Annotated in this window: 22 protein-coding genes; 9 read left to right on the top strand and 13 right to left on the bottom strand. The window is 58.5% G+C overall.

The features are described from left to right. The first annotated feature begins 45 nt into the window (after positions 1 to 45). A complete protein-coding gene (locus tag AC27VJ_RS12000) occupies positions 46 to 1,881 on the top strand; it encodes an aminopeptidase P family protein (RefSeq protein ID WP_488684203.1) in 1,836 nt (611 codons plus the stop codon). Here AC27VJ_RS12000 and AC27VJ_RS11995 read toward each other — a convergent pair. Both AC27VJ_RS11995 and AC27VJ_RS11990 read right to left on the bottom strand, forming a co-directional pair. Next, entirely contained in the window at positions 1,871 to 2,185 is a 315-nt protein-coding gene (locus AC27VJ_RS11995; protein WP_488684202.1) for an AzlD family protein, read from the bottom strand. The genes AC27VJ_RS12000 and AC27VJ_RS11995 overlap by 11 nt on opposite strands. After that, complete coding sequence (locus AC27VJ_RS11990; RefSeq protein ID WP_488684201.1) at positions 2,185 to 2,904, bottom strand: AzlC family ABC transporter permease; 720 nt, start codon at positions 2,902 to 2,904, stop codon at positions 2,185 to 2,187. The genes AC27VJ_RS11995 and AC27VJ_RS11990 overlap by 1 nt, the downstream gene beginning before the upstream one ends. A 129-nt stretch (positions 2,905 to 3,033) precedes the next feature. Here AC27VJ_RS11990 and AC27VJ_RS11985 point away from each other — a divergent pair, with 129 nt between their 5' ends. Beyond that, a complete protein-coding gene (locus tag AC27VJ_RS11985) occupies positions 3,034 to 3,285 on the top strand; it encodes a DUF2164 family protein (RefSeq protein ID WP_113087905.1) in 252 nt (83 codons plus the stop codon). A 7-nt stretch (positions 3,286 to 3,292) separates the two neighbouring features. On the opposite strand, the gene pncA is transcribed toward AC27VJ_RS11985, so the two are convergent. Further along, positions 3,293 to 3,919 carry a bifunctional nicotinamidase/pyrazinamidase gene (gene pncA, locus AC27VJ_RS11980; protein WP_488684200.1) on the bottom strand — a complete coding sequence of 209 codons (627 nt, stop codon included), beginning with the start codon at positions 3,917 to 3,919 and terminating at the stop codon, positions 3,293 to 3,295. Between the two features lie 447 nt (positions 3,920 to 4,366). Here pncA and AC27VJ_RS11975 point away from each other — a divergent pair, with 447 nt between their 5' ends. Further along, positions 4,367 to 5,638 carry a DUF2778 domain-containing protein gene (locus AC27VJ_RS11975; protein ID WP_488684198.1) on the top strand — a complete coding sequence of 424 codons (1,272 nt, stop codon included), beginning with the start codon at positions 4,367 to 4,369 and terminating at the stop codon, positions 5,636 to 5,638. 6 nt (positions 5,639 to 5,644) lie between these two features. Here the strand turns inward: AC27VJ_RS11975 and AC27VJ_RS11970 are convergent, their stop codons facing one another. Together AC27VJ_RS11970 and AC27VJ_RS11965 are read right to left on the bottom strand one after the other, a co-directional pair. Beyond that, positions 5,645 to 6,067, bottom strand: a complete 423-nt coding sequence (locus AC27VJ_RS11970) for a DMT family transporter (RefSeq protein ID WP_488684196.1) — start codon at positions 6,065 to 6,067, stop codon at positions 5,645 to 5,647. Then, positions 6,064 to 6,546, bottom strand: a complete 483-nt coding sequence (locus tag AC27VJ_RS11965; protein ID WP_488684195.1) for a DMT family transporter — start codon at positions 6,544 to 6,546, stop codon at positions 6,064 to 6,066. The genes AC27VJ_RS11970 and AC27VJ_RS11965 overlap by 4 nt, the downstream gene beginning before the upstream one ends. 41 nt (positions 6,547 to 6,587) lie before the next feature. Here AC27VJ_RS11965 and AC27VJ_RS11960 point away from each other — a divergent pair, with 41 nt between their 5' ends. After that, the gene (locus tag AC27VJ_RS11960; protein WP_488684194.1) at positions 6,588 to 6,809 is read left to right on the top strand and encodes a hypothetical protein; all 222 of its coding nucleotides are present in this window, start codon (positions 6,588 to 6,590) and stop codon (positions 6,807 to 6,809) included. Between the two features lie 88 nt (positions 6,810 to 6,897). Further along, entirely contained in the window at positions 6,898 to 7,740 is an 843-nt protein-coding gene (locus AC27VJ_RS11955; RefSeq protein ID WP_488684193.1) for an alpha/beta hydrolase, read from the top strand. Between the two features lie 10 nt (positions 7,741 to 7,750). Here AC27VJ_RS11955 and AC27VJ_RS11950 read toward each other — a convergent pair whose 3' ends face one another. Then, on the bottom strand, positions 7,751 to 10,219 hold the full coding sequence (locus AC27VJ_RS11950; protein ID WP_488684192.1) for an ATP-dependent helicase: 2,469 nt from the start codon (positions 10,217 to 10,219) through the stop codon (positions 7,751 to 7,753). Positions 10,220 to 10,314: 95 nt separating this feature from the next. Further along, positions 10,315 to 10,728, bottom strand: coding sequence for a carboxymuconolactone decarboxylase family protein (locus AC27VJ_RS11945; RefSeq protein WP_353578094.1), 414 nt, complete (start codon positions 10,726 to 10,728; stop codon positions 10,315 to 10,317). Between the two features lie 247 nt (positions 10,729 to 10,975). On the opposite strand from AC27VJ_RS11945, the gene AC27VJ_RS11940 reads away from it, so the two are divergent. The 4 genes from AC27VJ_RS11940 (at position 10,976) to AC27VJ_RS11925 (ending at position 20,605) form a co-directional block, all read left to right on the top strand. Then, positions 10,976 to 12,130, top strand: a complete 1,155-nt coding sequence (locus tag AC27VJ_RS11940) for an efflux RND transporter periplasmic adaptor subunit (RefSeq protein WP_488684191.1) — start codon at positions 10,976 to 10,978, stop codon at positions 12,128 to 12,130. Further along, positions 12,127 to 15,279 carry an efflux RND transporter permease subunit gene (locus tag AC27VJ_RS11935; RefSeq protein ID WP_488684190.1) on the top strand — a complete coding sequence of 1,051 codons (3,153 nt, stop codon included), beginning with the start codon at positions 12,127 to 12,129 and terminating at the stop codon, positions 15,277 to 15,279. The genes AC27VJ_RS11940 and AC27VJ_RS11935 overlap by 4 nt, the downstream gene beginning before the upstream one ends. Positions 15,280 to 15,399: 120 nt before the next feature. Continuing rightward, positions 15,400 to 16,818 carry an FAD-binding oxidoreductase gene (locus AC27VJ_RS11930; protein WP_488684189.1) on the top strand — a complete coding sequence of 473 codons (1,419 nt, stop codon included), beginning with the start codon at positions 15,400 to 15,402 and terminating at the stop codon, positions 16,816 to 16,818. Between the two features lie 85 nt (positions 16,819 to 16,903). Then, positions 16,904 to 20,605 carry an AsmA family protein gene (locus tag AC27VJ_RS11925; RefSeq protein ID WP_488684188.1) on the top strand — a complete coding sequence of 1,234 codons (3,702 nt, stop codon included), beginning with the start codon at positions 16,904 to 16,906 and terminating at the stop codon, positions 20,603 to 20,605. A 66-nt stretch (positions 20,606 to 20,671) separates the two neighbouring features. Here the strand turns inward: AC27VJ_RS11925 and AC27VJ_RS11920 are convergent, their stop codons facing one another. The 6 genes from AC27VJ_RS11920 to hflK all read right to left on the bottom strand — a co-directional run bounded on the left by AC27VJ_RS11920 (position 20,672) and on the right by hflK (position 26,140). Then, a complete protein-coding gene (locus AC27VJ_RS11920; RefSeq protein ID WP_488684187.1) occupies positions 20,672 to 21,382 on the bottom strand; it encodes a dienelactone hydrolase family protein in 711 nt (236 codons plus the stop codon). A 59-nt stretch (positions 21,383 to 21,441) separates the two neighbouring features. Beyond that, positions 21,442 to 21,651, bottom strand: coding sequence for a ribbon-helix-helix domain-containing protein (locus AC27VJ_RS11915; protein ID WP_113087969.1), 210 nt, complete (start codon positions 21,649 to 21,651; stop codon positions 21,442 to 21,444). Between the two features lie 246 nt (positions 21,652 to 21,897). Then, positions 21,898 to 23,448: a Do family serine endopeptidase gene (locus tag AC27VJ_RS11910; protein ID WP_488684186.1), complete on the bottom strand. Its 1,551-nt coding sequence runs from the start codon at positions 23,446 to 23,448 to the stop codon at positions 21,898 to 21,900. Between the two features lie 162 nt (positions 23,449 to 23,610). Further along, the gene (locus AC27VJ_RS11905) at positions 23,611 to 23,940 is read right to left on the bottom strand and encodes a DHCW motif cupin fold protein (RefSeq protein WP_488684185.1); all 330 of its coding nucleotides are present in this window, start codon (positions 23,938 to 23,940) and stop codon (positions 23,611 to 23,613) included. A gap of 129 nt (positions 23,941 to 24,069) precedes the next feature. Continuing rightward, the gene (hflC, locus tag AC27VJ_RS11900; RefSeq protein ID WP_488684183.1) at positions 24,070 to 24,999 is read right to left on the bottom strand and encodes a protease modulator HflC; all 930 of its coding nucleotides are present in this window, start codon (positions 24,997 to 24,999) and stop codon (positions 24,070 to 24,072) included. 1 nt (position 25,000) lies between these two features. After that, on the bottom strand, positions 25,001 to 26,140 hold the full coding sequence (gene hflK / locus AC27VJ_RS11895; RefSeq protein WP_113087891.1) for an FtsH protease activity modulator HflK: 1,140 nt from the start codon (positions 26,138 to 26,140) through the stop codon (positions 25,001 to 25,003). Positions 26,141 to 26,172: the final 32 nt, after the last annotated feature.

The raw sequence follows: 26,172 nt of genomic DNA, 5'->3' as shown, positions 1-26,172 counted from the left end.
GATGCTTATGGTCTGCTCCGAAATCAGGCATTCGGAAAGCAGTTCATGTTCCAGTCATTCGAAAACAAATCCACTCCGCAATTCGGCAAGTCTCGCGTCGAGGCTCTGCGCGCAACATTCGATGCGCTCGGTATCGATGGCTTTCTGGTGCCGCGCGCCGATGAATATCAGGGCGAATATGTGCCGGAATGTGCCGAGCGTCTGGCGTGGTTGACCGGCTTTACCGGTTCTGCCGGTATCGTGCTGGTTACGCGCAATGAGGCTATTGTCTTTGTGGATGGTCGGTACACCACGCAGCTTGCTTCGCAGGTCGATCAGTCAGTCTTCATTGGTGGTGATCTGGTGGGTGCACCGCCTGCGAAATGGCTTTCCAACAATGCGCCGAACGGCTTTCGCCTGGGCATCGACCCGTGGCTGCATACGGGCGCGGAGCTGAAGCGTTTCGAGAAAGCTTTGTCTGAAAAGAGCGGTTCGGTCGTTCTTCTGGAGAGCAACCCGCTTGATCCGCTATGGGAGGATCGCCCGGCGGAGCCGATGGAGCCGGTCAACATTCAGCCGGATCATGTCACGGGTCTGCCTGCGCAGGTGAAGATCACCACGATTGGCGAGATTGTTTCGGCACGCAAGGCAAATGCCGTTTTGATCACCGATCCATCCTCCATCGCGTGGATATTCAACATTCGCGGCAATGACGTGCCGCATACGCCGCATCCGCTGGCGCGCGCCATCATCTACGCCGATGGCAAGGCCGATCTATTTGTGGATGAGCGCAAGACGGGCGAAGAGGTGAAGGCCTATCTCTCGCCACTGGCAACGCTTTTGCCGCCCGAAGAGATTGCAGCGCGTCTGCATGCGATTGCCAGCGCGGCTGGCCGTATTCTGACCGATGTGGATGTGACGCCGGTGGCGCTGACGCTTTCCATCACCGAAGCGGGTGGGGAAGTGGTGGAAGCTGCCGACCCGGTCAAGCTGCCGCGCGCCTGCAAGAACGAGGCAGAGATTGCCGGTTCCGCCGCCGCACATGTGCAGGACGGTGCCGCCATGGTGGAATATCTGGCATGGCTGGATGGACAGCAGCCCGGCACGGTCACGGAAATTCAGGCCGTCAAAACTCTGGAGGCGGCGCGTGCGCGGGTGGGGCAGGCCATGCAAAACCCGCTGAAGGATATTTCCTTCGATACGATTTCCGGGGCCGGTCCCAACGCCGCCATCATCCATTACCGCGTGACGACGGATAGCGACCGCGCTTTGCAGGATGGCGAGATGTTCCTCGTCGATTCCGGTGCGCAATATGTGAACGGCACCACGGATATTACCCGCACGGTTGCCATCGGCAATGTGCCGGAAGAGCAGAAGCGGTTTTTCACGCTGGTGCTGAAGGGCGTCATCGCCATCAGCGCCGCCCGTTTCCCAAAGGGCACGCGTGGTTGCGATCTCGATCCGCTGGCGCGTATTGCACTGTGGAAGTCGGGGGCGGATTACGGGCATGGCACGGGCCATGGCGTGGGCTCATATCTTTCCGTGCATGAAGGTCCGCAGCGCATTTCCCGCGTTTCGCAACAGGAAATCCTACCGGGCATGATCCTATCGAACGAGCCGGGCTATTACCGCCCCGGCGCATTCGGCATCCGCATCGAAAACCTGATCTATGTGCGCGAGGCTGAGGCCATTGACGGTGGCGACCAGCCGATGCTGTCTTTCGAGACGCTGACATGGTGCCCCATCGACCGGCGTCTCATCGTCGTGTCGCTTCTGACCGAGGAAGAGCTGGCGTGGCTGAATACCTACCACGCCACGGTTCGGGAAAAGCTGATGCCGCTGATCTCCGATTCTTCCGTGCAGCAGTGGCTGACTGCTGCGACGGAAACGCTTACGCGATAGAGAAGTAGCGCATCGCCACGACCAGCGCCCAGCCTGATATCAGCATGATCAGGCCGGGAAAGCGCAGGCCAACGACGAGCGCGAAAATCATGCCCAGCTTCACCTCGTATCCGCCTTCGAAAAAGGCGGGTGCGACGAGGGTGGTCAGAACCGCGACGGGAACCGCATTCAGCCCGGCCTCGACGCGCGGCGGAATGGTCTTCATGCGCACCATTAGCACGTAGCCGCCGATGCGGGTGAGATAGGTCGCGAGGGCACCGGCAAAGATGATCAGCAAAGTGTGGGGGTCGAGCAGGTCGCTCATTATGCGATCTCCCCGTTCTTGGCGTCGGTTTGCGGATCAACCGGTGCAGGCGGCAGAATGACCGCGAGCAGAATGCCGGCGATGGCACCGATGCTGACATGCCAGGGTGAGCCGACGAAGTGATAGGCAGCAATGGCACCCACGGCACTGGCCAGCATGACGGGATAGAAGTTGCTGCGGGTGCGGAAGCCCAATACCATGCCCATGAAATAGACCGGCAGCAGCACGTCGAAGCCCGCTTCCTTCGGGTCGCCGATGAGATTACCGAGCAGTGCACCGGCGACGGTGGACAGCATCCAGCCAACATAGACGATCAGCGCGTAGCCCATGTACCAGGAAAAACCGACCTTGCCGTGAATTTCCTTCTGGCGCACGGATTCGGCAAATTGCGGATCGACCAGAAAGAAGAAGCCCAGAGCCTTGCGGGCAATCGACCATTCCGGCACCACGCGCACCATGGCTGCGGAATAGAGCACATGGCGGAAATTGACGGCGAAGATGGACAGGACGACGAGCCATGCCGGAAGATTTTGATTGAACAGTTCGATACCGACCAGCTGGCTGGCACCGGCATAAATACTGCCGCTCATTAAAATCGCCTCAGTGACCGTCAAGCCGTTGTCAATCGCAACGGCACCGAAGAGGGCGCCGAAGGGCATGACGGACAGGGTAACGGGCAGGCCGCGTCTCAGGCCGGACCGGAAGGGGGAAGCTGACATATGTTGGGGGCTCCGAAATTTCTTCTGCTCCTAACGCCCTGCGGACCAGATGACAAACAAATTGCTGGAATAGCTTGATTGATTTCATTGAACCATCGATTACGTTTGCCGCAATCCAAGGAGACCGTGATGAAAGATTTGAAGCTGGAAAAACAGCAGAAGGCCGATATGGTTCTGGCACTGCGCAGCTATCTTGCCGATGAACTCGATGTCGAAATCGGCGCACTTCAGGTCGAGATACTGGTGGACCATCTTGCGGAAGTGATTGGTCCGGTGTTTTACAACAAGGGCCTGCGTGATGCGCATGAGGCGGTGCTGCAACGCATGGAATATGCTGCTGCCGACATCGATCTTCTGGAAAGGTCCGTGCCGCGGCGGTGAAGAGGGTTTAATCCATCAGAATATCGCTGCTGTTGACCACGGCAACGCCCTTTGCCCGCATCGCGGCAATAGCTTTTCTGATGCCTTCCGGATTTATGCCGCGGCTGGCGTCTTCGATGAAGCGGACTTTGACGTCCGGCAACATCTCCAGGGCGTCCAGCACGGAGAAGCTGACGCAGTAATCCGTTGCCAGTCCGCAGACGTCCAGAACAGTCACGCCCTGCCGCTGCAGGTACTCCGCAAGGCCTGTCGTAGCGAACTGATCGTTGTCGCGAAAGGCGGAGTAGCTGTCCACCGCCGGGTTTTCACCCTTTTGCTGAATGTAATCGAAGGCTTCCGTCTTGAGATCAGGGTGGAAATCGGCGTCCGGTGTTTCCTGCACGCAATGGTCTGGCCACATGACCTGCGGCTTACCGGAAAGCTCACCCATGTCGAAAGGCTGCTTGCCCGGGTGTTGGGATGCGAAGCTTCCATGACTGGCCGGGTGCCAGTCCTGAGAGGCGACGATGAGGTCGTAGCCGCCATTGTCGATCAGCGCATTGGCAATCGGAACGATCTTGTCACCATCCGCCACAGCCAGGTTTCCGCCGGGGCAAAAACCATTCTGGATGTCGATCAAAAGCAGCGCCTTCATGTTTTTCTCCTCCAAGGGGGTGCGTCAAGATGCCAAGCCGCAGCCTGTGGATCAAGCTGAAAAGCTGTGATTTGGTGGCTGGAATACTGGCTCTGCCCCAACGCTGCCGCATTTGTAGCCAATTTTCGGCCAAGTCGGCATATAGGGGAGCGGTGTCGATGGGGAGAATCAGTTAGAGTCCATATCGAATATCTCTGGCAGCCATTTTTACCGAAATGGCCACGTATCTTATTGCTTGGCTGATTGGTAGCTGCCCTTAGAGAAACGCATGCAAGCTTCAAAGAACTCTCGTTTTCAGGGGACTTGTAAAGACTTTGGTTACCATAATTCGGCATGCTTTGAACCAGTCAGCCTCGGGGCCTGTGCAATCTTCGCACAGCACGCGCGGCATTAACACGGTGACCGGTGTCGTCCGGTTTTGCGTAAACGGTTCGAGTAACGAGTATCATGGCGTCATCAGTCGTGGCCTGTAGAGATGCGCGCATCGGCGCGTCCTTCACCAAAAAACGCAAAGGCTCCGGCCTCAGCGGCTTTTCCGCCCTTGTTGGCGGCGGGGTTCTGGCAAGCGTCTGTGCCATAACGGCTTTCGCCTCCCTGCATGGCATGGCGCAGGCTTCGCATGGCGCGCAGCGTTTCGACACCATGCTCGTTTCAAATATGGACAGGCTGGAGCGGGCATCAATCGATGCGGCCGAACGCAATGTCCATATCCGCAAATTTTCCCGCCTGTCTGAAAGCGGCCATCTGGGCAACCAGAAGGGCACGCGCCTCGCTGCTGAACATCACATTGGTGCAAAGGCATTTGCAGACCGCTTCGGTGGCGCTGCCGCAATCAATGCGCAGGGGCAGGCCACGGTTCAGGCGCTTGCAGCGCTTCGCCCATCCGCTATCGTGGATTCGGCTCTTGGCCGCACGACCGACAATCCGGAACTGGCAATGCTGGAAACGCAGGCCAAGGAACATCCGGCCTTCGAAGTTGCGCTTGGCAAACCACAGACCACCACGGATGATGAGATAGATCTGCTGCCGGAAACCGTTCCGCTGCCGAGCTTCCGTCCGCAGATCGCCAAGGCGGATGTGGAGCCGACACCGCGTCCGGCCAATCCTGCCGCCGCAGAAAAGCAGCTTGCCGTCGCAACACCTGCGCCCGCCCGCCCGGCGGCACCGCAGGCACCAGCGACGAACACTATGGTAGCTTTCGCGCGCCCGGACAATCCGATGCGCGAAACCAAGATGGATGCGGTTCCATGGCCTGATCGCGGCAATGGCACGGCGATCTATGATATTTCCGCAGGCGTCGTTCACATGCCGAGCGGCGAAAAGCTCGAGGCCCATTCTGGCATCGGCAAGATGCGTGACAACCCGGATTTCGTGCATGTCAAAATGCGTGGCGCAACGCCTCCATCCGCTTACAAGCTGACCATGCGCGAGTCGCTATTCCATGGGGTCGAAGCCATCCGTCTGACGCCAGAAAGTGGAATCAAGCCACATGGTCGTGATGGCCTTCTGGCCCACACCTACATGCTGGCGCGCCGCGGCGAATCCAACGGCTGCGTCGTGTTCAAGGATTATTCGAAATTCCTGGCGGCCTTCAAACGCGGCGAAGTCAAGCGCATCGTCGTGGTTCCCAAGCTCTCCGGTCGTCCGGCCATGACGGCAAGCGGTTCAAAGAGCGGCGGCAAGACGCTGTTCGGGATGCTTTCGGGCACGGATTCCTGACGCGGCCTATTTCCGGCGCTGCGTCAGCACCATTCCGCCGAGAATGAGCAGAACACCGAGGGTGCTTGCCCACAATTTCGGTGGCTGGTCGCTGAAGAGATCAAGGATCACGCCCGACACCATCTGACCGCTGATGACGAGAAGGGCGGTATTGACCGCGCCGATGCGCGGAATGAGCCAGCTTCCCGAAGCGATGAAGATCACCCCGATGGGGCCGCCGATAAAGGCGTACCACGGCGCATCCGCAGCACCCGGCGGCAGAAGCCCGCCGAGGAGGAGGCCAAGTACCGTCAGCACGATGAAGCCGACGATGTGGTTCCAGAAGGATGCGATCAGCGGTGAGTTCGACAGGCTGAGGCGACCGTTGATCTGGCGGCTGACAGACACGAAGACGCCGCCCATGAAGGCCATGGTAATCCAGAGCGTCATGCTGCTCTCCCCACAAGTATAATGAGTGCACTGCCGCCGAGAATGAGCGCGATGGCCGTCAGGTCGCGCGCATCCGGACGCCGCTTCGGCAATCCGAACAAGCCCCACACATCGGCGGCGAGGCTGAAGATGACCTGTCCGCCAAGCCCGAGCGCAATGGTGCCGGAAAGCGCCAGCGGCGAGTTGACCGCGCTGGAGGTCAGCATAACGATGGCCGCACCCACGACGCCGCCGAAGTAAGCCCACAGCGGTGCCTTCGGCTTCGCAACCGTCTCGCCCTTCGGCTTTCGATAAAGAATGGTAAGGTAGATCAGCGCCGCAACCGTTCCGGTGCCATGCGCCGTCCAGGATGAAAACAGCGCGCTGCCGAAATGGGCCAGCATGCCATTGAAGTGGACCATCAGCGTCAAAAGACAACCGCTGGCAAAGGCCGCGGCGAGGTGAAGCGGGTTGAGGCGCGTGTGTGTATCGTTTTTCATGAGAGGCCAGAGCTTGAGAAGGTGATTCAGCTTTAGCCGATATGTCTTTGAAGCGAAATCGGAATTCGCCAAAAAACGGTATCCCGGCACCATCGATTGAGCTTTTTATCGGAACCAAAAACCGCCTCGGCGGTTATCAGGCCATGAAGAAAACGACCCGCAAACCCCTGAACCGCATGACACTTTTTGTCATCTCAATTTTCATTCTGGCCATTGTTATTGCCGCAATTTACCTGATCGGATTTACGCCGGGCGAAGTTTGATCCGCATCTGAAAGCAATTTGCCGTCATACTGAATGGATTAGCAACTCGATGTGACAGAAGCGTGGTACCCAACCATAGGAGAGAGAAATGTGGCGTCAGATGCTTCAAACGATCTCCGTGGTTTTTGTTGTCTGCACCGGTGTAGCACTCACCAATTCCAGTTCCGCAGACGCTTGGGGAATGACGGTAGAAAAAGACGTTGCCTACGGCAGTGACGCGAAGCAACGGTTGGATGTCCATCTTCCAGAAAAGCCCGATAACGCGCCCCTCATTGTTATGATCCATGGCGGCGCATGGGCGTCTGGCTCCAAATCTGCCAAAAACGTCGTCGATAACAAGGTTCGACATTGGGTTCCAAAGGGATACATCTTCGTATCGCTTGATTATCGTCTTATTCCGGAGGCAAACCCGCTTGAGCAGGCTGACGATGTCAGTAAGGCATTGGCCTATGTGCAGAAAATGGCAGGCACATGGGGAGGCGACAGCCAGAAGATCGTTCTGATGGGACATTCGTCCGGTGCGCATCTTGCCGCTTTGATGTCGGCAGACCCTTCCATCGTCACTCGGCAAGGCGCAAAGCCCTGGCTCGCAACGATCGCCCTTGATAGCGGCGCCTATAACGTCTCGCGCATCATGAAAAACCGCCGACCGGCGCTGTACGAGAAGGCTTTCGGGAGCGATCCTGACTTCTGGAGGCAGGCATCGCCGTTTTTTCGTTTAAACGGAACCGTGCCGCCGATGCTGCTCGTATGCTCCTCCCTGCGCCGCATTTCTTGCAATCAGGCAGATGCTTTCGCGAGAAAGGCAGGTAACGCGGTGGAAGTATTGCCTGTCGCTTTGCGGCATGCGCCCATCAATGCAGAATTGGGCCTGGACAATGACTACACCGGAAATGTCGATCGTTTCCTGAACAAGCTCGGGCTTCCCTGACTAAATCAGATCACACCCGCTCGACAAAACCATCCAGAACCTTTTTCTGGCCGGCGCGGTCGAAATCGATGGTCAGTTTGTTGCCTTCGATGCTGGCGATATTGCCGTTGCCGAATTTGATGTGGAAGACGCGGTCGCCGACTGTGTATTTCGACGGCGTGTCTGCCACGGATTTTGCGACCAGTTCACCGTCGATGGTTCGGGTTTTCGGGCCGCTTTCACCGTAACCTATCCGTTCCACAGCGTGGCCGGAGCGGGTACCCCAATTGTCGCGCGTCGCGTCGGACTTGTTGGCCTGGGCGCGTTTCCAGCCCGGTGTGGAATAATTGTTGGTGAAGGGATCGGCCTTGTCGAAGCGCGACTGGCCGTAACTACCGCGTCCGCCATAACCGCCGTAATTGCTCTCGGATGCCGACACCTCGACATGCGAAGGCGGAAGCTCATCCAGAAAGCGGGAGGGCAGGGTGGATTGCCACAGGCCGTGAATGCGGCGGTTGGAGACGAACCAGATGTGGCAGCGGCGTTTTGCACGGGTGATGCCGACATAGGCGAGGCGACGTTCTTCCTCGAGGCCTGAGCGGCCACCTTCATCGAGGGAACGCTGATGTGGGAACAGGCCTTCTTCCCAGCCGGGCAGGAAAACGGTTTCGAATTCCAGACCCTTTGCCGAGTGAAGCGTCATGATGGAGACGGCATCAAGCTCTGCATTCTGCTCGGCATCCATGACGAGCGCGACGTGTTCCAGAAAGCCGCGCATGCTTTCATAGGCTTCCATCGAGCGGATCAGTTCTTTCAGGTTTTCAAGTCTACCAGGTCCTTCGGCGGTTTTATCCGCCTGCCACATGGCCGTGTAGCCGCTCTCATCGAGGATTTGTTCGGCCAGCACCGTGTGATCCGTGTTTTCCAGCAGGTTCTGCCAGCGGCGGAAATCCTGTATCACATCGAACAGCGCCTTGCGCGCTTTCGGCTTCAACTCATCGGTTTCGATGATGTCGGCGGCAGCAGCCAACATGGGAATGTCGCGCGCGCGGGCATAATCATGCAGGTTGCGAATAGTCGTGTCGCCAAGGCCACGCTTTGGCGTGTTGATGATGCGCTCGAATGCGAGATCGTCGGCAGGTTGGCAAACAAGGCGGAAATAGGCGAGTGCATCGCGAATTTCGAGACGCTCATAGAATCGCGGGCCACCGATGACGCGGTAATTGAGGCCGAGCGTGACGAAGCGATCTTCGAATTCGCGCATCTGGAACGAGGCGCGCACGAGAATGGCCATGTTGTTGAGCGGATGCTTGATGCGCTGCAGCTGCTCGATTTCCTCGCCGACGGCGCGGGCTTCCTCTTCCGAGTCCCAGGCGGCATGCACCACGACCTTCTCGTCGTTGGGGTCGACACGGTCGGTGAACAGCGTCTTGCCAAGACGGCCCTCGTTGTGGGCGATCAGATGGCCAGCGGCACCGAGGATGTGTTCGGTGGAGCGGTAGTTGCGTTCCAGCTTGATGACCTTTGCGCCGGGAAAATCCTTGTCGAAGCGCAGGATGTTGTCCACCTCCGCACCGCGCCAGCCATAGATGGACTGGTCGTCATCACCTACGCAGCAGACATTTTGCGGCTCGCCCTTTGGGCGCTGGGCCAGAAGGCGAAGCCACATATATTGGCAGGTGTTGGTGTCCTGATACTCGTCCACCAGAATGTAGCGAAACTTCTGGTGATACTCTTTCAGAATATCGGGGTGCTTGCGGAAAATCGTGATCGGGTGCAGCAGCAGATCGCCAAAATCGCAGGCATTCAGCGTTTTCAGCCGTGCCTGATAGGCGGCGTAGAGTTCACGGCCCTTGCCGTTTGCAAAGGCACGGCTGTCACCTTCCGGGATTTCCGACGGCGTCAGGCCCTTGTTCTTCCAGCCGTCGATCATGCCTGCGAACTGTTTGGCGGGCCAGCGCTTGTCATCAAGACCTTCGGCCTGAATGAGCTGCTTGATCAGCCGCACCACGTCATCAGTATCGAGAATGGTGAAATCGGATTTCAGGCCCATCATCTCCGCATGGCGACGCAGCAGTTTCACACCGATGGAGTGGAAGGTCCCGAGCCATGGCATGCCTTCGACAGCGCCGCCGACGAGAACGCCGATACGTTCCTTCATTTCGCGCGCGGCCTTGTTGGTAAAGGTCACCGCCAGAATCTGGCTTGGATAGACGCGGCCTGTCGCGAGAATATGGGCGATACGGGTGGTCAGCACCCGCGTCTTGCCGGTGCCAGCACCTGCCAGAACCAGAACCGGGCCTTCCAGAGTTTCGACGGCTTCGCGCTGTTCCGGGTTCAGACCCGCCAGATAATCCGGTGCGGAACGGGACTTGTCGCGCGCCGCCATGGCCTGCGCAGCGATACCCAAACCACCAGCAGCGGCAGGGGCCACGGGCTGGCGGCGAGGCTCGGAGGGTTCCTCATCGAAGAACGGCATATCGTCGAAACTGTTGCTCATGCGGCCCAATGTAGTGATTCGGGGCGGAAAGGCCAGAACCGTGTTCTGCTTTTATTCCACTATCAACCGTCAAAATGCCTATTCCAAGGCGTTTTTTAGGATGGCTTGGTGTCCGCATCGAAAGCGGTATCGACGGGAAGTTGTAGTGCGGTGGCGAGTTGGTTGGTCTTGCCCGCAAGCGCGATGACGCGCATGAGGTCCGCATGTTCTTCCTTCGTCATGCCCTTTGCCTTTGCCGCAGCCGTATGGGAATGGGCGCAATAGGAGCAGCCATTGGTGACGGAGACGGCGATATACAGCATTTCCTTCACCACCGGGTCGAGCGCCGAAGGCGTGGCCATCACGGCTTTGACCTCCGCCCAGGTCTTTTCCAGAAGGTCGGGATCGAAGGCGAGGTAGAGCCACATATTGTTGATGAAATCGGATTTTCGCGTGGTGCGGATATCATCGAACACAGCTTTGACGCGCGGATCGGTTTCCGGGTTCTGTGCTTTCGAAACGGTGCTCATCGTGGCTCCTCCTCCAAGGTATGATCAGGCCACCGAAACTTTGCGTCGCGCTGGCAACCAAGTACAAGCTATATTATTATAGCGATCTATCGGCTGCACTTTTAGAAAAACGTCGCAAATTACAATTATGTAAGAAACGGATTTGTGCGTTGCGTTGTTTTGGGCCAACAAACATACTGCCGCGCAATCTAGAAGCGGCCGCAAGTCATGTAATGCAGCGGTTACGGGTATCAATTCGGAGAAGTGTATGCGGGTTTGGAAGCAGGTTGGTGTCAGTCTTGCTGTCGTAGGTGCTGGGGCCTGTCTATGGGCGTTTTATTCGCCGGATGGGCGAAGCTTGCTTGCCAAGACGGGGCTGGTCAGTGATGAACAACCTGCGGCACAATCCGCCGGTGCTGCCCCTGCGGGCGGAGCCGGGCGCGGGCAGGGCGGTGGCAGAGGCAACAGCGCCACGCTGGTTGCACTCGCTCCCGTCAAAACCGGCACCGTCAACGACCGCATGAACGCCATCGGCAATGGCGAAGCCATTCAGTCCGTGGTGGTCACGCCGCAGGCATCCGGCCTGATTTCCGAAATCCTTGTTTCCTCCGGCCAGAGCGTGAAAAAGGGCGATGTGCTGGCGCGACTGGATGATGACGAGCAGATCATCGAGCGCGAAAAGGCGCAGGTCTCCTTAAAAAGTGCTGTCGAAAAATCGACCTCCTATCGCAACCTGCGCTCCGTGGCGCGACTGGATGTGCTGGATGCGCAGATTGCCGAAGAGGCTGCAAAGCTGGCGCTCAGCACAGCGGAACTGAATTTCAAGCGCCGCAACATCGTGGCTCCGATTGACGGCATCGCCGGTATCGTCGCGATCAATATCGGTGACAACGCAACGACGCAGACCAGCATCGTCAGCATTGATGACCGTTCGAAAATCCTCGTCAACTTCTGGGCGCCGGAACGTTTCACCACGGCCATCAAGCTCGGCATGCCGGTGGAGGCGACATCGATTTCGCGTCCCGGTGAAACCTTCAAGGGTAAGGTCGAGGCAGTCGATAACCGTGTGGATGAAGCCAGCCGTACCGTTCGTGTCCGCGCCGTATTCGACAACGCTGATGATGAACTGCGTGCGGGTATGTCCTTCGCTGTGACGATGGGCTTTACTGGTGAAAATTTCCCGTCTGTCGATCCGTTGGCCGTGCAGTGGGATGCCGAAGGCTCTTACGTTTGGCGCGTTAAGGATGACAAGACGCATAAGGTCCGCGTTCAGGTCGTGCAGCGCAACCCGGACTCCGTGCTGGTGAAAGCCGAGCTGGCGCAGGATGACACCATTGTCATCGAAGGTTTGCAGCGCGTGCGTGAGGGTGGCGCGGTTCGCGTCGCGGGTCAGAAGAAAGCACCGGAGGTCGCCAGCCGATGACAGCGCAGACGCCGCCGAGCGGAACCGATTCAAAGCTCGCCTTCACGGCCCTTTTCGTCCGTCGTCCCATTCTCGCCGCCGTCATCAACACGCTTCTGGTGGTGGCCGGTCTGGCTGCTCTGGTTGGCGTCGATGTGCGTGAGTTGCCGGATGTGGACCGCCCCGTCATTACGGTGCGCACGACCTATGACGGTGCTTCGCCGCAGACCATAGACCAGGAAGTGACGCAGACCATTGAAGGTGCCGTTGCGCGTGTCAGTGGCGTGAAGTCCATTTCCTCCGCATCGCAGTTCGGCACCAGCCGAGTGACAATGGAATTCAACGACAAGGTCGATATCGCCGTCGCCTCCAACGATGTGCGCGATGCCATTGGCCGCATCACCAACCAGTTGCCTGACGATGCTGACGAGCCGCAGATCATCAAGGCGGATTCCGACAGCCAGCCAATCATGCGTCTGGCCGTCACCTCCACCAGCCTCAGCATGGAAGACCTAACGAAACTGGTCGATGACGAGGTGATCGACCGTCTGGCTGCCGTTGATGGCGTTGCTGACGTTGAGCTTTATGGCGATCAGGAAAAGGTTTTCCGCATCGACCTCGATCAGGGCGCGCTTGCCAGCCGTGGTCTGACGGTGACGGATGTATCGAATGCGCTCGGTACCGCAGCGCTCGACGTTCCTGCGGGCTCCCTTAAAAGCTCGACGCAGGATATCGTCGTGCGCGCCACCGCCAGCCTGACGACACCAGCCGAGTTCGAAAATCTCATCGTCAAGGACCGCGTCCGTCTTCGCGATGTCGCCAGCGTCATGCTGGGTGCGGATGATGAAACCACCTCCCTGCGCTCCAACGGCGTGCAGGGCGTCGGTCTCGGCGTCATCCGTCAGGCGCAGTCCAATACGCTCAATATTTCGACCGGCGTAAAGGCAGCCGTTGCGGCCATGGTGCCAAACCTGCCTGAAAACACCCGCATCGTTATCACCAGTGATGACGCCGTGTTCATCGAAGGGGCGCTTCACGAAGTGCAGCTTGCGCTTGGATTGTCTGCGCTGATCGTCGTCGTGGTGCTTTATCTCTTCTTCCGCGATTGGCGGGCCACGCTCATCCCGGCGATTACCATGCCCGTTGCGCTGATCGGGACGATTGTCGCGATCTACATGGTCGGTTTCTCGATCAATATTCTCACACTGCTCGCCATCGTCCTAGCCACGGGTCTCGTGGTGGATGACGCCATCGTGGTGCTTGAAAACATCGTGCGCCGCCGCGCTGAAGGCATGGGGCCACGCGCCGCGGCCGTTCTCGGCACGCAGGAAGTTTTCTTCGCGGTCATCGCGACGACGGCAACGCTTGCTGCCGTCTTCATTCCACTTTCCTTCCTGCCCGGCCAGTTGGGTGGCCTGTTCCGCGAGTTTGGTTTCGTGCTGGCTTTTGCGGTTGGCCTGTCCTCGGTGGTGGCGCTCACGCTCTGCCCCATGCTGGCATCGCGCATGCTGAAAAACGGCGTTCAGGAGCAGACCGGTCCGCTAGCATGGTTCGGCAACCTGTTCGCTTCCACCTATAAAAGCACGCTGACTGCCTGCCTCAACAACCCGCTGCTGGTTGTTATCGTCGCCGCTGCTTTCGCTGGCGTGTCGTGGATTGCCTTCGGCATGGTGCAGAATGAGTTGACACCTCGCGAGGACCGCTCCTCCGTCATGATGCGGGTGACGGCGCCGCAGGGCGTGAGCCTTGAATATACGCGTGACCAGTTGCAGCGCATCGAAGAGAATCTCCAGCCGCTGCGCGACAGCGGCGAGATCCAGAACATTTATTCCATCACGGGAATGAACGGTTCATCCAACACCGGCTTCGTCGTTATCACGCTGGCACCCTGGGCCGACCGTGAGCGCACCCAGAACCAGATCGCGCAGGATATCAATGCTGCCGCGCAGACGGTGCCGGGCCTGCGCGCAACGGCATCCCAGCCCAACAGCCTTCGTATTCGCGGTGCTGGCAACGGCCTCAGCATGGCGATGATCGGCACCAACTATCAGGCGCTGACGGAATCCACGCAGAAGCTTCTGCTTGCGATGGAAGAGAGCGGCCTGTTCGATACGCCGCGTTTCGACAATGAGCCGAACCAGGCGCAGTTGTCGGTATCGATTGACCGCGAACGGGCGTCCGATCTTGGTATCGATATCACCGGCCTCTCCAATGCCATGCAGTCGCTGCTTGAAGGCCGCTCGATCGTGGATGTCTTCGTGGATGGCGATGCCATTCCCGTGCGGCTTCTCTCGTCCACGCGTCCCATCAACGACCCGACCGATCTCGAAAACATCTTCCTGAAGGCCAAGGATGGGCGGATGGTGCCGATGTCGGTCATCGCATCCTTGAAGGAAACCGCCGTTTCGCCGCAGCTCAACCGCGAGCAGCAGCTGCCCTCGGTCGGCTTTACCGCCAACCTCAAGGAAGGCGTGTCGCTGGGCGATGCTGTGGCCAAGGTCAATGAACTGGCGGGTTCCATCATGCCGTCGGGCGCGCGTCTTCTGCCGCTCGGTGAAGCAGCCACGTTGCAGGAGAACTCCAGCGGTATGCTGCTGACCTTCGGCTTTGCTATCGCCATCATCTTCCTTGTGCTCGCAGCGCAGTTCGAAAGCGTGCTGAGTTCCGTTATCATCATGTCGACGGTGCCCTTGGGTCTGGCTTGCGCTGTCATCGCCCTCCTGGTCACCGGCTCCAGCCTCAATGTCTATAGCCAGATCGGCCTTGTGCTTCTGGTTGGTGTCATGGCGAAGAACGGTATTCTGATCGTGGAATTCGCCAACCATCTGCGTGATCAGGGTGCCACGGTGCGTGAGGCCATCGAAAAGGCGTGCAGCATTCGCCTGCGCCCTGTCATGATGACCATGATCGCCACCATTCTGGGCGGTGTGCCACTGGTGCTGGCGCAGGGTGCAGGTGCGGAAGCACGTATTGCGCTCGGCTGGGTTATCGTCGGCGGCCTTGGCTTTGCGACATTGATTACCCTTTACATCACGCCCGTCTCCTATCTGTTGATCGCGCGCTTTGCCAAGCCGCAGGCGGATGCGGAAGTCCGTCTGCACCGTGAACTGGAAACGGCCATTCGCCGCCGCGCTATCGAGGAAGACAAGCCGCTGCTTGCGGCGGAATGACTTGCTAAGCCGCGCGCCATTCTGGAAATGGCAATGCTGGACAAACACAATGTCGTGTCACATACCAACCGGGCTTACCTTCCAGGGTGAGTCCGGTTTTGCATTGCAGTGGAGAAAATCATGGCGTTGAAGGATGTGGTTGCTGGAACGAGAAACGAAGCGGGCATCGCTGCCGTTCTGGATGTTCTGAAACAGCACTTGGGCGACAAGCTCCAGACCGGCCAGTCCTTCCGCGAGCAGCACGCGCACACCACGACTTATCTCACCACGCAATTGCCCGATGGCGTCGTGTTTGCTGAGAATTCGGATGACGTCAAAGCCGTGGTCACGGCCTGCGCGCAGCACAAGGTTCCCGTCATTCCCTTCGGCGTCGGCTCCTCGCTGGAGGGGCAGGTCAATGCGCCGACCGGTGGCATTTCCATTGATTTCACCCGCATGAACCGCATCATCGCCGTCAACGCTGAAGATCTGGACGTAACCGTCGAGCCGGGTGTGACACGCGAGCAGCTCAACACTTACCTGCGCGACACCGGTCTGTTTTTCCCCATCGATCCCGGTGCCAATGCCTCCATCGGCGGCATGGCGTCCACCCGTGCGTCCGGTACCAATGCCGTGCGCTATGGCACGATGAAGGACAATGTTCTGGCGCTGACCGTGGTCACAGCTGATGGCGAAGAAATCCGCACTGGCCGCCGCGCCCGTAAATCCTCCGCTGGTTATGACCTGACGCGGCTTTATGTCGGGGCGGAAGGCACGCTCGGTGTCATCACCTCCATCACGCTGCGCTTGCAGGGCATTCCTGAAAAGATCGCAGGCGGCATCTGCACCTTTGATACGGTCAGCCAAGCCTGCGACGCCGTTATCATGACCGTGCAGATGGGCGTTCCCGTTGCGCGTATCGAGCTTCTTGACGAAGTGCAGATGCGGGCGTGCAATGCCTATTCCGGTCTTTCCTACGAAGAAAAGCCGACGCTGTTTCTGGAATTCCACGGCACGGAAGAAACTACGGCGCTGCAATCACAGCAGTTTTCCGAAATCGTTGCGGAATGCGGCGGTAGCGAGTTTCGCTGGACGAGCGATGCGCAGGAGCGGGCCAAGCTGTGGAAAGCGCGACACGATGCCTATTGGGCTTCCAAGGCACTTGCGCCTGATCTCGATGTCCTCTCGACCGATGTCTGCGTGCCGATTTCGCGCTTTGCGGAATGCGTCACGGAGACACAGCAGGATATTCTCAATAACAAGATGCTGGCACCCATTGTTGGCCACGCCGGTGACGGGAACTTCCACGTCCTCGTCTTGTTCGATGGTAAGGATGCGACGAGCGTGGCCAATACCGAGGCTTTCGTCGCGCGTCTCAACCGGCGGGCAATCGCCATGGATGGCACATGTACGGGCGAACATGGGATAGGGCAGGGCAAGATGAGCTTTCTCGCGGAAGAGGTTGGAAATGCTCTGGATGTGATGATTGCCATCAAGCGGTCACTTGATCCCGATAACATCTTCAATCCAGGCAAGCTGTTTCGCATCGATCCTGCATGAGCAGCGATTGTAAAAGCCGAAATGATGCTTGCTCTGGCAGGAAAAAAAGATAATTTTCATCGTCGGTTAAGGGAGACGTCGGGTCGTGCTCGGACGCATATTGGTTTTTCTGGGCGGACTTTTGGTCGTGGCGCTGTTTGCGGCGCTGCTCATCCCCTATTTCATCGACTGGACGGATTTCCGTCGTAACTTCGAAGATCAGGCAAGCCGCATTCTGGGCAAGAAGGTGGTGGTGCATGGTCGCGTCGAAGCGCGACTTCTGCCATTCCCTTCCGTCACGCTGCATGATGTGCGCGCTGGCATGGATGCCGATGGTTCGCCGCAAATTCAGGTCGCTCGATTCTCTATGGATGCCGAGCTTGCGCCTTTCCTCTCCGGAGAAGCGCGCATTTTCGACATGCGTATCGAAGAGCCGAAGGCGCGCATTCGCCTGTTGAAAGATGGCACGCTGGACTGGACGCGCGGCAGCCGCGCCGTCATTCCCGCAAAGACCGTCGTTCTGGAAAATGTCAGCATCGAAGGCGGGCAAATCGAATTCATCGATGAGCAGTCTGGCCGTAACCGCACCGTAACCGGGCTGAATGCCGATATGTCGGCCAAGTCTCTGGCTGGTCCATGGCGGGCGGAAGGCCGCGCTGCGGTGGATGGCCATGCTGGCTCGTTTTCGCTTTCCAGCGGCGAGCCGGATGCCAATGCGGGGCGCATGGGTCTTCGCCTTCGCATGTTGCCAGATGAACATCCGGTCGAAATCGATCTGGATGGCGCAATTGCCGCCACCGAAGGACGGCCTATTTACAGCGGCTCCTTCACCTTCAATTTCCGGCAGGACGACAAGCAGAAACAGCAGCAGCAGAACGCGCAATCCGGTTTCTCCGCACCACGCACCCGCGGCAGCTTCGAGCTGACCAATGGGCGCGTACGCGTTCCCAGCTACCGCATGGAGCTGGGCGGGGTAGAGAATCCCTATATCATCACCGGCGAAGCGACGCTCGACACCGGCACATCGCCCGAATTCCTGTTGACGGCGGATGGCCAGCAGATCGATTTCAACCGCTTTGCGCCGGCACCCGTGCAGACCGGCAAGACATCGCGCGTGCCAACGGTTCCTGTGCGCCAGCGTATCGAAGCCTTTGCAAGCCTGATTGCCCGCATTCCGGTGCCGCAGGTTCCCGGCAAGGCCAGTATCCGGCTTCCGGCGCTGGTCTCTGACGACACGACCATTCGCGATATTCGCCTTGATGTTCGGCCCAATGGGGCAGGGTGGCAGGTTGAAAATGCCATTGCCGTGCTGCCCGGTCGTACCCAGCTGGAGGCGAAGGGATCGCTGACGCTGACGGGCGGTCCAGCCTTCAACGGCGACCTTCTGGTTGCCTCCAATCAGCCATCCGGCCTTGCCAACTGGCTGTCCGGCACGGTCGATCCCGCCATTCGCCAGCTGAATGCCGCCGGTTTCTCGTCTACGGTTTCGCTCACGACGCAGGCGCAGCGCTTCGAAAATCTCGAGCTTGCCATCGGTCAGGCATCCCTGCATGGTCGCCTCGCGCGCCAGGCGGAAGCCAAGGGTGCAAGCATCGACATCGACCTTTCGGGTGACGAGATCGATCTGGATGCCCTGCGGGCGCTGGGTGGGCTTGTGCTGGGCGATCAGGTCGGCAGTTCCGTTCTCGATCATCGCATCACGGCAAAGTTCAAGGCGGATCGCTTCAATATGGCGGGCGTAACCGCCAACCGCGTGGAAACCGCCTTCACCATGGCAAATGGCGTGCTATCGCTCGACACCATGACGGCTGGTGACATTGCCGGGGCAGAGGTGCGCGCAAAGGGTCAGCTGAAGGGTTCAGTCACGGATTTCGCCGGCAAGGGTACCGTCAATCTCCACGCGGTGGATATGCAGCCGGTGTTCGATCTGCTGCGCCAGAAACTGCCGCAGCATCCGCTTCTCGACCGGCTGGTGCGCAGCGCTGCCTGGTATGCGAACTCCGATATTGCCGTCGATCTGTCGGTCGACAAGAACAATGGCGGTGCCAACGCCGCCGTTTCCGGCACCATCAATGGCAGCCGCGTTTCCGCCGTCGCAAAGCTGCCGGATGTTTTGTCCGATACGGATGACACGGCGCTGACGCTGGAAGCCGTTCTCAAGAACCAGTCCACCGCCATTCTCTTCGGTCAGGCAGGGCTCGATCCGCTGCCCTTTGATGCGGATGGAGAAGGCTTGCTGTCGGTGAAGCTCAACGGCACGCTGGGCTCGCCGGTGCAGACTGATTTCCGTTTCTCGACCGAACGCACGCACTTCTCGGCCAATGGCAGCTTTGCGCTGCGAGCCGAGAATTTTGCGCAGGGTAACGCCGACATTGCGCTGGAAAGCGCCGATATCGAGCCCTATCTCATCATGAACGCCGTTGGCCTGCCGCAGCTTGGTGGCGGCATGTCCACCAAGGCTACCGGCAAGTTGGCCGTGGACAAGGACAAGGCAACGTTTTCAAACCTTTCCGGTCAGGCGGGCGGCAACGCGTTCTCCGGTAATCTCTCAGTCCAGAAGGTAGCACCTTATAAGGTCACGGGCGATCTCTCGGTCAACAATGTCGATCTGGCATGGCTGGGTGACACGATGTATGGCCCGGTCATCGACCCGGAATCCGGTGCTTTGAGCGCAAAGCCCGTATCCATGCCAGCCTTCCCTAAGCTCGATGCTTCCCTGACAGTGAAGACGGCCAATTTCGATACGGGAGCATTCGGTACCGTTACCGGCCTTTCCTTCGCGCTTAACCACGCCAATGGCACGCTTGCGCTGGAAAACATCACGGGTGAATGGATGGGCGGCAAGGTATCCGGTCGCCTTTCCATGGCTACGGGCGATGGCGCAGGCATTTTCCGCACTAAGATCGCGGTCTCCGGCGCCAACCCTGAAAGCGTGATGTGGAAGAGCGGCGAGACACCGGTTGCCAGTGGCCGTTTTGCTATGGATTTGACGGCGGAAGCCACCGGCAAAAGCGTGGCCGAACTTCTGTCTTCGGCGGGCGGCTCCGGCGAAATCCGCACCGGCGGTCTGGTGTTGCGCGGTTTGAACCAGGCCGCTTTCCAGCCATGGCTACAGGCAGCCAACGATCTTCAGGGCAATATCGATGCTGCCAAGGTGCGTCCTCTTGTTGATGCACAGTTGTGGAAAGGCGAAATCCCGCTGGGCGAAGTCGCCATGCCGTTTACGCTCAGCGATGGCAATCTGCGCATGCAGAATATCGCCGCTTCCACTCCGCAACTGGCATTCGATGGTGATCTCACACTCGACCTCGCTGACGAAACGCTGACCGGCGGTATCGATCTGCTCTACAATGCCGGGACGGAAGAACTTGCCGGTGCCGAACCCTCCATCCACCTGAATTACACCGGTCCCTTGGCGCAACCTGCCTTGACCACCGATGTGTCGGGCCTCACCGGCTATCTCTCGTTGCGCGCCTTCGAGCGTGAGCGCCGCCGCGTGGAAGCATTGCAGGCCAGCATCATGGAAAAGCAGCGCCTGCGCCGCGAAGTCGCCCTTTATCGTTTCGCAGCCACCGAGAGACAGGCAGCAGCCGAGCGCCAGAAGGCCGCAGAAGAAGCGCGTAAGCAGGAAGAAGAGCGTCTGCGTGCCATGGCGCAGGAACGTCTTGAGGCTGAGAAAGCGTCTCAGGAACGATTGAAGCGTCAGCAGGAAACGCAGCCAAAGCCTCAGTCTCCGCCAGTCTTCACCGTTCCCCCGACCGGCGACGCCTTCCGCGAGGCGCCGCAGCCGAATACGGCGACGCCCTGAGTGAGGTGGCAACACGCTCATAGGATTGTTGTCGTCCGCTGCTTTCAACCGCTCTGGCTAAGATAATCAGTCGGCATGCAACTCAGATTTCAGGAAATTGATTGCGGACCGATAAGCTTCTTCCGCCTGCGTCGTGTCCGGCTTCAGAAAGAAATCGTGTGGGACGCCGTTGATCACAGTCAGGGACGCTCTGCCACCGGCATTCTTCACCGCCTCGGCAAACCGCGTTCCTGACGCGACGGGGTAAACGCGGTCTTCGCTGCCCCAGATCAAATGGAAGGGCGGCTTTCCCTGCAAAGATGGGGTGTGATATGAGGATGGAACACCATCGACAAGGACGACGGCATCCACAGGCAGTCCCTGCAACACCGCAATTGCCGCGTTTTCTGCTCCAAGTGAGATGCCCAGAATACTGACACGCCCGTCATGCTCCGGTCGTCGGTTCAGATGAAACATGAGATTGGAGAGATTTCTCGTCCAGTCTCTGCGACGTTGATCGTAGTAGGCAATTCGCTCACCCGCACTCTTCATGGCGGATATCTTCTCCAAATCCTCTGGCGTCAGCAGATGCGGGAGGTAGACGTCCAAACCCGCGCGGGTGAAATGTTCGGCAATTACGTCGTAGGGCGACGAGCCGAACCCTTTGCTGCCGCTTAGAATGATGACAGCCGGTCTTGGGCCTTTGGCCTCGCTGGTGAAAATTTCGACCTTCATCCGGCCGAATGGCGACACCACATCAACGGTCTGACGCGCAATCGCAGCACTGCTGAAACACACCGCCAAAACACATGCGATAAAAATCCGGGAAACATTCATTGGTCTGACGCACGCCCTGACTATTGGCTCTTCAGCCAGTTCAGCACATAGACGCGAAGAGATGAAGACAGATTGCTGCCTTCGGGCCGGGCGTCATCTATCTCGGCAAGCAAGGCGGCGAAGCTCATTTTTCGCTTTTCGGCGATGATGCGGAGTTCATCCCAGAAGGCGTCTTCGAGCGAGATGCTGGTGCGGTGGCCGTGGAGGGTGGTGGAGTGCTTGCGGATCAAATTTGTGGCTTTCCAAACTGATTCAACGCGCTGCCAGCCGAATTCATGTTTTGCGCGTAAGCTTATGATTTTTTGAATCTGTTTTATTCCGGTGGCGTCCAATAACGCCCTTTGTCCCGGGGAAGTTCCGCACCCCTGAAATCTGATGGTCTTTGCCATCAAGCGTAATCGAACGCTACTCAATAAAGATAAGTGGGGCAGGGTGTTCATCAAGGCTCACCCGCCCGCACCTGACACGATCGTATACTATTCCACTGGCACTGCGACGAAGCGCAGATTGCCCTGCGCATCCGCCACCATCATATGCGCATTCTTGCGACCGGCGGATTTGAGGCCATTGACGCGCACCATAACGTCGCCGGGCACTTCCATGAAGTCCTGGCCGACCTCCACGATGACATCGCCTGCCTTGACGCCCTTCTGCTCTGCCGCAGAACCGGCATCGACGCTGGCGACGAAGACGCCTTCGACGCTTTCCGCAATGCCCTTTTCGGTGCGCAGCTCATCCGTCAGCGTTACAAGGTTCATGCCGAGAACCGTTTGTGGCGCTTCGCGCTGGTCTGGGGCCTGCTGCTGTGTCTGGTCGTCGCCCTTGTCGTTGGGCTCCGTCATCTCGCCGCCTTCGCCATCTTCCGGCATGGCGTCGTCGCTGCCGGCGCCCTGCTGCTTGTCTTCGGCGCTATCCTGCAGCTGGCCGAGCTTGACCTTCACGGTTTGCTCCTTGCCATCGCGCAGAACCACCACATCGACGTCCTTGCCGACAGGGCTTTCCGCCACGATGCGTGGCAGGTCGCGCATTTCGTGAATATCCTTGCCGTCGAAGGTCAGCACCACATCGCCGGGCTGGATCGGGCCGTTCTCGACCGGGCCGCCCTTGACGACGCCTGAAATCAGCGCGCCGCGTGCCGTGTCCATTCCAAGGCTTGCGGCGATATCGTCGGTAACGGGCTGAACGCGCACGCCGAGCCAACCACGGCGGGTTTCGCCGAATTCGATAAGCTGCTGGACGATGTTTTGCGCCAGTTCGGTTGGCACGGAAAAGCCGATGCCGATGGAGCCGCCACTTGGCGAGATGATGGCAGTGTTGATGCCGATGACTTCGCCCTTCATGTTGAACAGCGGGCCACCGGAGTTACCCTTGTTGATGGCGGCATCCGTCTGGATGAAATTGTCGTAGGGACCGGCATTGATGTTACGTCCGCGTGCCGAAACCACGCCGACCGTTAGCGAACCGCCGAGGCCGAAGGGATTGCCGATTGCCATGACCCAGTCACCAATGCGCATGGCGCGGGAATCACCGAACTTGACGGCTTTCAGCGGCGTCTTCGGCTCGACTTTCAAAACGGAAAGGTCGGTCTTGGTGTCGGTGCCGACAAGCTTTGCTTTCAGCTTGTTGCCATTGGGGAAGATGACCTCGATATCGTCAGCACCCTCGATGACGTGGTTGTTGGTGACCACGTAACCGGCGGGATCGATGACGAAACCGGAGCCGAGCGAGCTGACTTTGCCGCCATTGTCCGGTTTTTGGTTGTCGAAATAATCCTTGAAGAATTCCTGGAAGGGCGAACCATCCGGAATGCGCGGCGGGGTGGGGCCCTTGCCTTCGCCTTTCACGCTCTGCGATGTGGAAATGTTGACCACCGCATCCAACAGTGGTGCGGCAAGATCAGCCACCGATGCCGGCCCGTTGCTCTGCGCCATCGCGCTGCCCGGAACAGCCATTCCGCCTGCGATCATGGCAAGTCCCGCCACGGCGGCAATGCTGCTGCGGAATGGCGAAAGAGTGGTAACGGGCATACAGCGTCCTCGCATCTTGCAAAACCTGGAGCTAGCTTAATAGCCAAGCATAAGGCGGAATGATGAAGTGTAAAAATACCTTTTCGTGAATAGGCACGAATCTAGCGCTCATCCACGAGAATTGAAGCCGTACAGGAAAGCTGTCTTGGCGCAAGTGTCTCGCTAGTCAACGATAAACAGCTTTGCACCGACGGAAGTGGAGGATCGATGCGGTTCTGCATTATCGGCAACCTGATAGCTCATTCCCGGCTTGAGCACGAAGTTGCGGCCATCTTCCAACTCCGTGTTCAGCTCTCCTTCAAGGCACAAAAGAATGTGCCCTTTGATGCACCAGTGATCTGCCAGATAACCGGGCGTATATTCCACGATGCGCACCCGGATGTTTCCAAAATGACGCGTCCGCCATGTAGCCGATCCGGTTTCACCCGCATGTTCCGTAGGCTCTACCTGCGACCAATCCGTGGTGCCAAAAGGGATGTCCTGAATGTTCACTGCAATCTCCGCAACAAAAAGTCGGCTTAATATGAAAGGTTAAGCTCATGCTTTGCCAGTGGAAAATATCGCAGAATGCAAAAAGGGCCGATGTTTCCACCGGCCCTTTTTCTCTGTCGTTTCTTTAGCTCAATTCGCAGGTGCGGCAGGCGGGGTTGCCTGTGGTGCGGGCTGCGGTGGCGTGCCTTCAATGTTGTTGAAATAACGGAAGAAGGTCGAGTCTGGTGAAAGAACCAGCGTCGTGCCGGTGCCGTTCAGTGCGCTCGCATAAGCACCCATCGAGCGGTAGAACTCGAAGAAGCTTGGGTCGCGCTGGAAGGCTTCGCCGAAGATGCGGTTACGCTCGGCATCGCCTTCACCGCGCAGCACTTCGGACTGACGGCGAGCGTCGGATTCGAATTCGACCACCTGACGATCCGCGATAGCGCGGCGACGCTGACCTTCTTCGTTACCGCGAGCGCGGATCAGTTCGGCTTCGGCCAGACGCTCGGACTTCATGCGCTCGAACGTTTGCTGCGAGACTTCCTGCGTCAGATCCGTGCGGCGAATGCGGACATCGACGATGCTCACACCCAGCGATTCCGCGTCGGGACGCAGATCGTCGCGCACTTCCTGCATCATGGATGCGCGGGCATCCGAGAGTGCAGATTCAAAGCCGCGCAGACCGTAGACGCGACGCAGCGAGGCATCGAGACGGGTGCGCAGACGCATTTCGGCAGAGAGCTGATCGCCCGACACCGTTTCGCGGAAGCGGCGGGCATCGGTGATGCGGTAGACCACGAAGGCATCGACTTCGTAGAATTTACCGCCCGAAACCTGAACGCGGATGTTGTCATGATCGAAACGCAGAGCGCGATTTTCGATGTACTGAACACGATCCGCATCCATGAAGGCGAATGGCAGCTTGAAGTAGAGGCCAGGCTCTGTCTTCACGTCCTGAATTTGACCGAAGCGGACGACTATGGCCTGCTGGCGCTCGTTGACCACGAAGAAGGACGAGTAAACGAAGAACAGGATGACGGCGAGACCGACGAGAATTGCGGTTAGACGATTGCCCATATCAGTTGCCTCCCTGCTGTGCTGCGCCGGGGTTACCGCGCATGATTTCGTTCAGAGGCAGATACGGTACCACTCCCTGCTTTTCATCGATGATGATTTTGTTGGAGCCCTTGAGAACCTGTTCCATCGTTTCGATGAACATACGCTCGCGGGTGACTTCCGGTGCCGTGCGATACTGGTCGTAGATCGAGATAAAGCGCTGGGCTTCACCCTGAGCTTCGTTCACGACACGGCCCTTATAGGCGTTTGCTTCTTCAACGATCTGCGCTGCCTGACCGCGAGCCGCACCCAGCTTCTGGTTAGCATACTGGTTGGCTTCCTGAACGAAGCGGTCTTCGTCCTGCTCGGCACGCTGAACTTCGTCAAACGCATCGGCCACTTCACGCGGCGGTGCTGCGTCTTCGATAGCGACGGCATTGATGGAAAGACCTGCGCCATAACCGTCCATCGTCGCCTGAATGATCGAGCGAACGTCTGCGGCAATCGCCTGACGATTATCACGGAAAATGTCCTGTGCCGGACGACGGCCAACCACTTCGCGCATGGCGCTTTCGGAGACCTGCTGCAGCGTTTCGGCTGGCGTGTCTACGTTGAAGAGGTAGGATTTTGGATCGGACACCGTGTAGAGCACCGAGAACTGCACGTTGACGATATTCTGGTCGCCCGTCAGCATCACGCCGGTCGCGGCGGATGTGGATGTGGCGCGTGCGCCGATGTTCTGCTGCTGTTCTGTGACCTTGACGATCTCGACAGTTTCAATCGGCCAGAAATGGAAATGCAGACCCGGCATCGAGACTTCGTCTTTCGGCTTGCCGAAACGAAGTTCCACGCCGCGCTCATCCGGCTGAACGGTGTAGATGGACTGAATGCCGACAAAGGCAAGAATGACCAGAACGAGAATGGCGATAACGCCACCATTTACACCGCCAGGAAGGATGTTCTTGAAACGATCCTGACTGCGTCGAATGATTTCTTCGATATCGGGCGGGCCACCATTGCCGCCTCCACCACCGCCACCACGTGGACGGTTCGGTCCCTGACCCCAGGGGCCACCCTGATTGTTTCCTCCACCGCTGCCGCCGTTACCGCCGCCGCCGCCCCAAGGGCCACCGCCGCCGCCATTCTGATTGCTCCAGGGCATCCATACCTCTTATGCTAAAAAACTCTCCCGCT

The organism is Agrobacterium sp. 20P9.1.2, from assembly GCF_057799395.1.
This window is presented reverse-complemented; position numbering and strand designations above follow the sequence as displayed.

Excerpts from the sequence above, each read along its gene's own strand:
- AC27VJ_RS11990 (WP_488684201.1), bottom strand. The coding sequence starts at position 2,904 with ATGTCAGCTTCCCCCTTCCGGTCCGGCCTGAGACGCGGCCTGCCCGTT.
- AC27VJ_RS11950 (WP_488684192.1), bottom strand. The coding sequence starts at position 10,219 with ATGAGCAACAGTTTCGACGATATGCCGTTCTTCGATGAGGAACCCTCC.
- hflK (WP_113087891.1), bottom strand. The coding sequence starts at position 26,140 with ATGCCCTGGAGCAATCAGAATGGCGGCGGCGGTGGCCCTTGGGGCGGC.
- AC27VJ_RS11945 (WP_353578094.1), bottom strand. The coding sequence starts at position 10,728 with ATGAGCACCGTTTCGAAAGCACAGAACCCGGAAACCGATCCGCGCGTC.
- AC27VJ_RS11995 (WP_488684202.1), bottom strand. The coding sequence starts at position 2,185 with ATGAGCGACCTGCTCGACCCCCACACTTTGCTGATCATCTTTGCCGGT.
- AC27VJ_RS11940 (WP_488684191.1), top strand. The coding sequence starts at position 10,976 with ATGCGGGTTTGGAAGCAGGTTGGTGTCAGTCTTGCTGTCGTAGGTGCT.
- pncA (WP_488684200.1), bottom strand. The coding sequence starts at position 3,919 with ATGAAGGCGCTGCTTTTGATCGACATCCAGAATGGTTTTTGCCCCGGC.
- AC27VJ_RS11985 (WP_113087905.1), top strand. The coding sequence starts at position 3,034 with ATGAAAGATTTGAAGCTGGAAAAACAGCAGAAGGCCGATATGGTTCTG.
- AC27VJ_RS11930 (WP_488684189.1), top strand. The coding sequence starts at position 15,400 with ATGGCGTTGAAGGATGTGGTTGCTGGAACGAGAAACGAAGCGGGCATC.
- AC27VJ_RS12000 (WP_488684203.1), top strand. The coding sequence starts at position 46 with ATGTTCCAGTCATTCGAAAACAAATCCACTCCGCAATTCGGCAAGTCT.
- hflC (WP_488684183.1), bottom strand. The coding sequence starts at position 24,999 with ATGGGCAATCGTCTAACCGCAATTCTCGTCGGTCTCGCCGTCATCCTG.
- AC27VJ_RS11960 (WP_488684194.1), top strand. The coding sequence starts at position 6,588 with ATGTCTTTGAAGCGAAATCGGAATTCGCCAAAAAACGGTATCCCGGCA.
- AC27VJ_RS11910 (WP_488684186.1), bottom strand. The coding sequence starts at position 23,448 with ATGCCCGTTACCACTCTTTCGCCATTCCGCAGCAGCATTGCCGCCGTG.
- AC27VJ_RS11955 (WP_488684193.1), top strand. The coding sequence starts at position 6,898 with ATGTGGCGTCAGATGCTTCAAACGATCTCCGTGGTTTTTGTTGTCTGC.
- AC27VJ_RS11970 (WP_488684196.1), bottom strand. The coding sequence starts at position 6,067 with ATGACGCTCTGGATTACCATGGCCTTCATGGGCGGCGTCTTCGTGTCT.
- AC27VJ_RS11965 (WP_488684195.1), bottom strand. The coding sequence starts at position 6,546 with ATGAAAAACGATACACACACGCGCCTCAACCCGCTTCACCTCGCCGCG.
- AC27VJ_RS11935 (WP_488684190.1), top strand. The coding sequence starts at position 12,127 with ATGACAGCGCAGACGCCGCCGAGCGGAACCGATTCAAAGCTCGCCTTC.
- AC27VJ_RS11975 (WP_488684198.1), top strand. The coding sequence starts at position 4,367 with ATGGCGTCATCAGTCGTGGCCTGTAGAGATGCGCGCATCGGCGCGTCC.